This is a genomic window from Micromonospora desertarenae (assembly GCF_056150265.1).
The window spans coordinates 112,464-121,235 of record NZ_JAXCFQ010000019.1 but is presented as its reverse complement, the minus strand read 5'-3'; the positions used below and the strand labels follow the sequence as shown (position 1 = coordinate 121,235).

General features: G+C 74.9%; 10 protein-coding genes. 4 read left to right on the top strand and 6 right to left on the bottom strand.

All coding sequences use genetic code 11. From position 1 onward, the window contains the following. Positions 1-346: 346 nt before the first annotated feature. A complete protein-coding gene (locus SM577_RS29335) occupies positions 347-1,183 on the bottom strand; it encodes an undecaprenyl-diphosphate phosphatase (RefSeq protein WP_302922763.1) in 837 nt (278 codons plus the stop codon). Next, positions 1,180-2,232 (bottom strand): LLM class F420-dependent oxidoreductase, encoded by a 1,053-nt coding sequence (locus tag SM577_RS29330; protein ID WP_302922764.1) that lies wholly within the window; start codon positions 2,230-2,232, stop codon positions 1,180-1,182. Before SM577_RS29330 ends, SM577_RS29335 begins: the two co-directional genes overlap by 4 nt. Positions 2,233-2,476: 244 nt before the next feature. Between SM577_RS29330 and SM577_RS29325 the strand changes: the two genes are divergently transcribed. After that, positions 2,477-3,448 (top strand): aldo/keto reductase, encoded by a 972-nt coding sequence (locus SM577_RS29325; protein ID WP_302922765.1) that lies wholly within the window; start codon positions 2,477-2,479, stop codon positions 3,446-3,448. 17 nt (positions 3,449-3,465) lie between these two features. On the opposite strand, the gene SM577_RS29320 is transcribed toward SM577_RS29325, so the two are convergent. The 3 genes from SM577_RS29320 to SM577_RS29310 all read right to left on the bottom strand — a co-directional run bounded on the left by SM577_RS29320 (position 3,466) and on the right by SM577_RS29310 (position 5,885). Continuing rightward, positions 3,466-4,374, bottom strand: a complete 909-nt coding sequence (locus SM577_RS29320; RefSeq protein WP_302922766.1) for a hypothetical protein — start codon at positions 4,372-4,374, stop codon at positions 3,466-3,468. Between the two features lie 120 nt (positions 4,375-4,494). Further along, a complete protein-coding gene (locus SM577_RS29315) occupies positions 4,495-5,556 on the bottom strand; it encodes a WXG100 family type VII secretion target (RefSeq protein ID WP_302922767.1) in 1,062 nt (353 codons plus the stop codon). After that, positions 5,553-5,885, bottom strand: coding sequence for a hypothetical protein (locus SM577_RS29310; RefSeq protein ID WP_302922768.1), 333 nt, complete (start codon positions 5,883-5,885; stop codon positions 5,553-5,555). Before SM577_RS29310 ends, SM577_RS29315 begins: the two co-directional genes overlap by 4 nt. A 96-nt stretch (positions 5,886-5,981) precedes the next feature. Between SM577_RS29310 and SM577_RS29305 the strand changes: the two genes are divergently transcribed. The 3 genes from SM577_RS29305 to SM577_RS29295 all read left to right on the top strand — a co-directional run bounded on the left by SM577_RS29305 (position 5,982) and on the right by SM577_RS29295 (position 7,974). Continuing rightward, positions 5,982-6,401 (top strand): YbaB/EbfC family nucleoid-associated protein, encoded by a 420-nt coding sequence (locus SM577_RS29305; protein ID WP_302922769.1) that lies wholly within the window; start codon positions 5,982-5,984, stop codon positions 6,399-6,401. Further along, positions 6,398-7,648: an SseB family protein gene (locus SM577_RS29300; protein ID WP_474588499.1), complete on the top strand. Its 1,251-nt coding sequence runs from the start codon at positions 6,398-6,400 to the stop codon at positions 7,646-7,648. Before SM577_RS29305 ends, SM577_RS29300 begins: the two co-directional genes overlap by 4 nt. A 134-nt stretch (positions 7,649-7,782) precedes the next feature. After that, entirely contained in the window at positions 7,783-7,974 is a 192-nt protein-coding gene (locus tag SM577_RS29295) for a DUF5703 family protein (protein WP_088993715.1), read from the top strand. A gap of 84 nt (positions 7,975-8,058) precedes the next feature. On the opposite strand, the gene SM577_RS29290 is transcribed toward SM577_RS29295, so the two are convergent. Continuing rightward, positions 8,059-8,715, bottom strand: coding sequence for a hypothetical protein (locus SM577_RS29290; protein ID WP_302922814.1), 657 nt, complete (start codon positions 8,713-8,715; stop codon positions 8,059-8,061). Between the last annotated feature and the right edge of the window lie 57 nt (positions 8,716-8,772).

The following is an 8,772-nucleotide window of genomic DNA, read 5'->3' as shown; positions in this document are numbered from 1 at the left end:
ACCGCGTCGCGCCACTCGCCGAGAGGCGACCTGCACACCGACACCCCAGGCACCGCCCCCGCAGCCACCAGGCCGCGGGGGCGGCGCTGTCTCCGGGACCCGCTCGCCCCGAGCCCGAGCCGCGTCCGGCCGCGCAGACCGGAGCCCGAGCCCGCAGGCCGACCCCGCACCCGGCCGCGCAGGCCCCCGGACGGCCGCCCGAGCCCGCATCCCGGCCGGGCAGCCCGGGGCGCGCGCCCGGCCAGGGCGCCCGCGCCCCGAGTCCCTGCCGTTGGCGAATGCGCGGTGGAACCGCGACGGCCCCCGGCACCGCGCGGTGCCGGGGGCCGTCGAGTGTCGGGCCCGCTCAGGTGGCGCTGATGGTGCCGGTCATCAGCAGGGCGAGGACCAGGGTGCCCAGCGCCACCCGGTAGAGCACGAAGACGTACAGGGTGTGGTGGGCGACGTAGCGCAGCAGCCAGGCGATGGCCGCGTAGCCGATGGCGAACGCGATGACCGTGGCGACGACCATCTGGGCGACCGACGGCGCCGACGTGCCCGGTGCGGCCGGTTCGAAGACGTCGCCGATGCTGAAGATCCCGGACATCACCACCGCCGGGATGGCCAGCAGGAACGAGTACCGGGCGGCCGCCTCGCGGGTCAGGTTGAGCAGCAGGCCGGCGGTGAGCGTGCCGCCGGAGCGGGACACGCCGGGGATCAGCGCCATCGCCTGGGCGAAGCCCATCACCACGCCGTCGCTCATCCGGAAGTTCTGCAGGGTCCGGGTCTGCCGGCCCCAGTACTCGGCGAAGGCGAGGACGAACGCGAAGACGATCAGCGTGGTGGCGACCAGCCAGAGGTTGCGGCCGGCGGTCCGGATCTGGTCCTTGAACAGGAAGCCGAACAGCCCGATCGGGATCGAGCCGACGATCACGTACCAACCCATCCGGTAGTCGAGGCTGGAACGGACCGACTTGTCCCTGATCCCGACCAGCCACGTGCGGGTGATCCGCCAGATGTCCTTGGCGAAGTAGATCAGCACCGCCGCCTCGGTGCCGAGCTGGGTCACCGCGGTGAACGACGCCCCGGCGTCCCGGTCGAAGAAGATCGCGGAGGTGATCCGCAGGTGCCCGGACGAGCTGACCGGGAGGAACTCCGTCAGACCCTGGACGATGCCCAGGACGATGGCTTCGACCCAGGTCACTCGCCGACTCCGGCGAGGTCGAGCGCCTCGGCGACGGTACGCAGGGTCTGCACCCCGCTGTCCCGATCGGCGGCGAACAGGCTCACCGACAGGGTGGTGACGCCGGCGGCGGCGTACTCCCGCATCCGCTCGGCGATGCGCTCCTTCGGGCCGAGCAGCGAGGTGCGGTCGATGAACTCCATCGGCACCGCGGCGGCCGCGTCGCGCTGCCGCTTGGCGAGGTAGAGGTCCTGCACCTCGCGGGCGGCGTCGCCGTACCCCATCCGGGTGGCCAGCTGGTTGTAGAAGTTCTGCTGCCGGCTGCCCATGCCGCCCACGTAGAGGGCCGCGTACCAGCGAACCAGCTCGGCGCAGCTGGCGACGTCGTCGCCGACGACCACCGGAACGGACGGGACCACGTCGAAGCCGGCGAGGTCCTTGCCGATTTTCGCCCGCCCGGCCCGGACCGCGGCGAGGTGCTCCTCGGCGAACTCCGGCGAGTAGAAGACGGCCAGCCAGCCGTCGGCGATCTCCCCGGCCAGTTCCAGGTTCTTGGGGCCGACCGCGGCCAGGTAGATCGGGATGTGCTCGCGCGGCGGGTGGAAGCCGAGCCGGAGCGCCTTGCCGGGGCCGTCCGGCAGCGGCAGCGTGTAGAACTCGCCGTCGTAGGCGACCTCCTTGCGCGCCACCGCCAGCTTCACGATGTCGACGTACTCGCGGGTGCGGGCCAGCGGCTTGGCGAACCGTACGCCGTGCCAGCCCTCGGAGACCTGCGGGCCGGAGACCCCGAGGCCGAGCCGGAACCGGCCGCCGGAGAGGGCGTCGATGGTCGCCGCGGTCATCGCGGTCATCGCCGGGGTGCGGGCGGGGATCTGCATCACCGCGGCACCCACGTCGATCCGCTCGGTCTGGCCGGCCATCCAGGCGAGCATGCTCGGCGAGTCGGAGCCGTAGGCCTCCGCCGCCCACACCACCGAGTAGCCGAGCCGGTCCGCCTCCTGGGCCAGGGCCAGGTGGTCGGCCGGCGTGCTCCACGCCGTCTGGTATCCGAGGCTGAGCCCGAGTCGCACTGGTCCTCCCCCATCCGCACCACAGGTCGCACCAGGTTACGCAATGCCGCCCGCGGGGCCGATCACCGGCTCACCGGAATCGCCCCGACCTCGGCGTCGGGCGGCCGGCGGGTCGGGCGGACGGACGGCTCCGGCCGGCCGGGCGGACCAGCCGGCACCGGGCCGAGCGGACACCGGGGCGGAGCGGCAGACTTGCCGGCGAGCGAGGATATCCGTCCGGCCCGGTTCGAAATAAGGTTCACCCATGCAACAGCGACCGCTCGGCCGAAGCGGGCTGGCGGTTTCGCGGCTCGCTCTCGGCACCATGACCTGGGGCCGGGACACCGACGCCGACGACGCGGCCGCCCAGTTGAAGAGTTACCTCGACGCGGGCGGCAACCTCGTCGACACCGCCGACGTCTACGGCGACGGCGACGCCGAGTCGGTGATCGGTTCGCTGCTGGGCACCCTGGTCCCCCGCGACGAGCTGCTGATCGCCACCAAGGCGGGGTTGCGGCCGGGCAGCGGCCGCCGGCGTGACGGCTCGCGCGGGCACCTGCTGCGTACGCTCGACGCCTCGCTGCGCCGGCTCGGCACCGACCACGTCGACCTGTTCCAGGTGCACGGCTACGACCCGGACACCCCGCTGGAGGAGACCCTGGCGGCGTTGGACCACGCGGTGGCCAGCGGGCGGGTCCGCTACGTCGGGGTGTCCAACTTCTCCGGCTGGCAGACCGCCCGCGCCGCGACCTGGCAGGCCGCCTGGCCGGGGCGGGCCCCGGTGGTGGCGGCGCAGGTGGAGTACTCGCTGCTGGAGCGGGGCGTGGAGCGGGAGGTGCTGCCGGCCTGCGAGGCGCTCGGGCTGGGTGTGCTGCCCTGGTCGCCGCTGGGCCGCGGGGTGCTCACCGGCAAGTACCGGCACGGCCGGCCGGCCGACTCCCGCGCGGCGTCGCCGCACTTCGAGCGGTTCGTCGCCACCTACCTGGAGCCGCGCTGCTCCAGCATCGTCGAGGCGGTGGCCACCGCGGCCGGTGGGCTCGGGGTCTCGCCGCTGGAGGTGGCGCTGGCCTGGATCCGCGACCGGCCGGGAGTGGTGGCGCCGATCCTCGGCGCCCGTACCGTGGGGCAACTGCTCGGCGCCCTCCAGGTGGAGCGGATGACGTTGCCGGAGGAGATCACCACCGCGCTGGACGACGTGTCGTCGGTGCCGGTCGGCTACCCGGAGCGGGACGGCTGACCGACGCCGCCGCGGCGTCAGCCGGGCGGGCGCTGGCCGGGGATCTCCCGGACGGCGGCGAGGAACCGGTTCTGGTCGTCCCGGGTCGCCGGATTGACGATCCGGATCCAGGACCCGTCGTCGAACCCGATGGTCGACGGGAAGTGCATCAGCCGAGCACCGCCGTGGTCGCAGTCGATCCGGGCGATCCGGTCGCGCTGCACGCTCCACAGCAGCCGGGGCTGGCGCTTGTCCGGCCGCCCCTCGTCCGGCCGGCGGCCCATCCGCAGCAGGTGCAGGTGGGTGTCGGTCACCGCGAGCGGGGTGCCGGTGTAGCGCTCCAGGAAGAGCAGCAGGCTGCCGGCGAGGGTGGCGAGGTCGCCGCTGAAGACGTACCGGCGCCGGTAGGCGATCTCGGCGAGCTGGTCGGCCAGCGGCCGGTAGCGGCTGAGCCGGAACAGCGCCCGGAACGCCTCCTGCTCCTCGGTCAGCGGCAGCGGCTCCCGGGCCGGCGCCTGCTGCGGCGGCCCGGCCGCCGGCTCATCCTCGCCCGGCACGCCGGCCGCGAGCACGGCGGCCTTGCCGGGGAGCAGGAGTACGCCCGCGGCCAGCCGCACCGGGGTCATCACCGCGTCCACCCAGGCCACCGGGTTGACGATGTTGAGCAGCCCGAACAGCGCCCGGGGGTCGAGCGCCTCGGCCATCTCGTCGCCGACCCGGTCGACGAGCTGGCTGCCGGCGCGGTGCCCCTCGGGCGCCCGGACCGGGGCCAGCCCGACGTAGCGCAGCTCCTGCCCGGGCACCAGCGGCGCGACCAGCGCGCGCTCGGGTTCGTCGCTGGTACGGAATTCGTCGCGCAGCTCGCGGGCCTTGTCCCGGGCCGCCCGGGCGCCACCGAGCACCGCCTCGGTGAGCCGCCCGAGCCGGCCCCGCCCACCACCGCTCACGGCGCCACCTCGGTTCGCCGCTCACTCCTCGCGCTCACCGGCGCCAGCTCGGTTCGCGACTGCGGGGCTCGCCGGACCGGCTCACTCCTCGCGCTCACGCCGTACCTCCTCGATCGACCGTCACCGGCCCGCCGGCTGCTCCGCGGGCGGCTGACCGAAGACATTCTGGTCGATCCAGTCGGCGCCGTCCTGCACCGCCTGCCCGACCTTGTCGTCGACCAGGTCGGCGCCGGGGATCGAGAGGCCGGTGGCGACCGCGGCGGTGCCCCAAGTGACCCCGTGCACGATGGTGTTCGGCACGTTCCACGGCAGGTTGGTGGCCCAGTCGCGGGCGATCGTCTGGGCGCCGTTGGTGATGCCCTCGCTGCGCAGCACCTTCATCCGCTCGAAGGCGCCCATGTCGAACGGCGAACCGGACTTGCCCAGCTTGAGGTGGCCCCGAGCCGGGTCCAGGGCCTTGTGGTACCACTTGTCCGCCTTGCCGCCGGCGCTCCGCTTGTCGGCGAACTTCTGGCCGGTGCGCAGCCACTTCTGCTTGTCGACCAGCTTGTCCAGGTGGCTGCGCAGCTTTCGCAGGTAGTAGAGCACCCGCTGGAGCAGCTTGATCACCTTCTGCAGGTGCGCGGCCAGCGGCCGGATCACCTTGAGCATCCGGGTCAGCACGATCATGCCGCGGGTGACCGTGATGGCCATGCCGGCCGCCCAGGACGCCCCGGCGGTGAACGGCGCCATCAGCAGCGCGGTGACCAGCGTGACCAGCATCCAGTTCACGAACTCGACGCAGAGGTCGACCAGCACGTCGTGCACGGTCTGCAGGCCGTCGGCGACGCCGCGCAGGTATTCCGCGGTGGCGGCGAACTGCTCGCCGAGGTCGAGCAGTTGCTGCTCCACCTCGGCCATCCGGCGGCCGTACGCCTCACCGGACGGCGAGCGCCACCCCGCCTGGGCGGCCTCGCGGGTGCTGCGGTGGCTCTGCGCCAGCTCGCGCACCTGCGCGGCCAGCGCGTCCCATTCGGTGGCCTTGGCGCGCAGCGCCGCCGGCTCGCCGTCGACCAGGTCGACGAGCTGGATCAGCGGCCAGGCCAGGGTGCGGCAGACGCTGTCCACCGCCTCGTGCACGCCGGAGAGCGCGTTGTCGATGCCGTTCCAGAGCTGGACGGCGCTGCCGGCGGGCCCGCTCACCGCGGCATCCCGGACTGGATGGCCTTGAACCCGGCGTCGATGTCCTGCTCGTTGCGCTCGTACGCCTCGGCCGTGCCGGCCAGCGCGGTGGCCACCCGCTCGAACGCGTCGTGCGCCGACCGGAACAGCTCCATCCCGCCCTCGACCTGCTCGGCGTACTTGTCGCGGAGCATGTCGCTGGCGAACGGCAGGTGACCGAAGGCGCCCGACGGGATGTCGCCGGCCGAGGCGATCCGGCTCTCCAGACCGGCCAGCGAGCTGGCGACCTGCTTCGCGGCGGTCTCCAGTCGACGGACCGCGTGCACATCGACTTCGATGTCTGGTGGCATCGCCGTTCCTCCCCCGTGTCGTGCGGCCCACCGACGATACGATCATCCGGCCGCCGGGCACCACCCCGGTGCCACCGTCCACGGGGGAGGAATCTCATGGCTGACCCGCTGTCCGCGTTCGACGCGCTCGCCGGGCGGATCGCCGACATCGAACGTCGCTTCGCCGGCCTGCAGGACGACCTGTCCGAGCTGTCCGGCACCGCCACCGACGAGAGCGGCCTGGTCACCGCCACCGTCGACGCCACCGGAGCGCTCACCGACCTGAGCTTCGCGCCGACCGCGTTGCGCGCCGGCACCGACGGGCTCGCGGAGATGGTGCTGGAGGCGTACGGGCGGGCCAAGGCCGCCGCGGCCGAGCGGTTCGAGGAACGCACCGAGGGCCTCGACGCGAAACTCGGTGCCGGGCTGACCGACCTGTTCGGCGCGCCCGGCGACTTCTCCGCGCTGGGTCGGCTGGAGGAGGCCGTCGGCCGGCTGGGCCGGCTGGACGGCAAGCTGCCGGGCTCGCCGGCATGACCTCGCCGAGCTGGCCGGAGATCGTCGACCGGCTGCGCGACACGCTCGCCCGCTGCGACCGGGACACCGACCTGGAGTTGGCCGCCGGTCCGCGCCGGCTGCACCTGCTGGTCCGCCGGGACACGGTCCGGCTGCACTGCCCGGGCTACGACGAGGCACGCCTGGCCGCGCTCGGCTGGCACCGCCCGGCCGACGGCAGCGGCGGCTGGTGGTACGAGACGCCGCGTACCCCGGAGCGGCTCGACCGGCTCAGCGCGTTCGTGGCGCGGACCGCTGCCGAGGTGCTCACCGCCGATCCCGGCGCGCTCTCCTGCCGGGCCCTGCCGCCCACGCCCGTCCCGGTGCCCGCCGTGCCGCAACCGGCCACCACGCCGGCCCCGGCGCCGGGCCGCGGCCACCCGCCGGTCGACCACGCGCCGGTCGGTGCGCTACGCGGGTCGCCGGGCCAGACCGAGGTCCCGACCGGCGAGCCGGCGGCGGTCGGCAGCCCGGCCCTGGCGACCGCGCGGGCGACGGCGACCGGAGCCGGCGGGACGGACCTTCCGGGCCCCGCGATCGCGCCGACGCCGACCGGCGGACCCGGGACGGCCGCCGGCCCGCATCCCACGGCCCAGCCGACCCGGGCGGCCGGGACCGGGCCGAGCGACGGTCCGAACCCCACCGCCCCTCGGCTGGCCACGGACGCCGGGACCGCCGGCGGCGCGTACCCCACGGCCCAGCCGACCCCGGCGGCCGGAACCGGGACCGCCGGCGGCCCGAACCCCACGGGCCCCCGGGCCGCCCTGGACGCCGGAGCCGGACCGGCCGACAGCCCCTACCCCACGGCCGGGTCGACAGCGGCGGCCGGAGCCGGACCGAGCGGCACCGGCGCGCCGGAGCGGACGGTGGCGGAGCTGCTCGCCGAGGCGGCCGGTCGGCGTGACCTTCCCGGCTACCTCGGGGTGCTGGCGGCCGCTCCGGTGTGCGTGCCGCTGGCGGCGGAGCCGAGCCCGGAGGCCGACTTCCCGTGGACGGTGGCCACCGATCCGGCGGGCGCGCCGCTGCTGCCGGTGTTCACCTCGCCGGAGGCGTTGACGGCCTTCGCCGGCGCGGACGTGCCGTTCATCGCGCTGGCCTGCGCCGACCTGTTCGCCGACTGGCCGGACCGGTCCTGGGGGCTGGTGGTCGACCCGGGCACCCCGCAGTCGGTCGCGCTGGCCGCGCCGGCCCTGGCCGACCTGCTGGCGGCGAACGCCCCGGCCGGCTGAGCCACCCGCGGCGGCGGGGCCGGCCGGCGGCGTCGGGCACCCGGCGCGGGCCGGCGGAAACCGGGCACGGGCAGCGGCGCGGGTCACCGCGGAGGGGGTGGCGGACGGCCGCCGGGCTGGGCAGCATAGTGCCCATGGACTACGAATACGCGCCGCTGCGGTTGCCGCCGAACGTCGACCGGTTGACCGCCGCGGCGCAGCTGGCGATCCAGGCGGAGTTCTCCGGATGGGAGTTGGCCCGGGTGCGGCTGTTCCGGGACGGTACGCGGCAGGTGATGCTGCGTCGCCGGCGGATCAACCAGCCGCAGCCGGGCCTGTCGTACTGACGGCCCCGCGAGGCCGGGGCCCCGTGCCGCCGGCGCCCCGGAGCCCGCGCCGCGTGAGCCGGGCCCCGGGGCGTCGCGCCCTGCCTAGTGGGCGTGGTCGTGCTCGTCGTCGAGCTCCAGGAACGGGTGCTCGTCGAGCCGGCCGACCAGCCGGTCGTCGGCCCCCGGCTGGAACGGGCCCACCGGGTCGTCGTCGTCGAACGACTCCAGGTCGACCGGGGTGCCCACCTCGCTGACCATCACCACCCCGTCGAGCGGCTCCAGCTCCGGGATGTCCAGCGCGCCGAGCGAGCCGTCGCCGCTCTGCAGCAGCTCCAGCACCGCCTCGCCGACGCCCTCGACGGGCGCCGGCTCGTCCTCCTCCGGCGTGCCCTCCCGGCGGGCCACCTCGGCCACCCGGATCAGCGCCGAGACGCTCGGCACCCGGTAGTCCCGGCGCTGGCGCACCGAGATCACCCGCGGGTGCGGGTCGCTGGCCTCCACGCCCTCCGCGCCGCCGCCGAAGCGCTGGTCGGCCTCGTCCGGGTCGATGGACTCGACGTCCCAGGGAGTGACCTCGCCGAAGGCGTCCAGGAGTTGCTCGTCGTAGGCGTAGGAGGCGTTGTTCAACGCCACGTACGCCTGCCAGACGTCGTCGTCGTCGATGCGGCCCTGCGCGGCGCGGACGGCGGCCAGGTGGTGGCGGGCCGCTTCGATCACGCGCTCGAGGGCGGCGTCCAGCTCACCGTGCTGGTCGGTCATGTGAGGCAGTCCCTTCACGATGGGGAGGTTCGGTGCCGGACGGTTGGTGCGCCGGAC

Excerpts from the sequence above, each read along its gene's own strand:
- SM577_RS29325 (WP_302922765.1), top strand. The coding sequence starts at position 2,477 with ATGCAACAGCGACCGCTCGGCCGAAGCGGGCTGGCGGTTTCGCGGCTC.
- SM577_RS29305 (WP_302922769.1), top strand. The coding sequence starts at position 5,982 with ATGGCTGACCCGCTGTCCGCGTTCGACGCGCTCGCCGGGCGGATCGCC.
- SM577_RS29300 (WP_474588499.1), top strand. The coding sequence starts at position 6,398 with ATGACCTCGCCGAGCTGGCCGGAGATCGTCGACCGGCTGCGCGACACG.
- SM577_RS29310 (WP_302922768.1), bottom strand. The coding sequence starts at position 5,885 with ATGCCACCAGACATCGAAGTCGATGTGCACGCGGTCCGTCGACTGGAG.
- SM577_RS29295 (WP_088993715.1), top strand. The coding sequence starts at position 7,783 with ATGGACTACGAATACGCGCCGCTGCGGTTGCCGCCGAACGTCGACCGG.
- SM577_RS29290 (WP_302922814.1), bottom strand. The coding sequence starts at position 8,715 with ATGACCGACCAGCACGGTGAGCTGGACGCCGCCCTCGAGCGCGTGATC.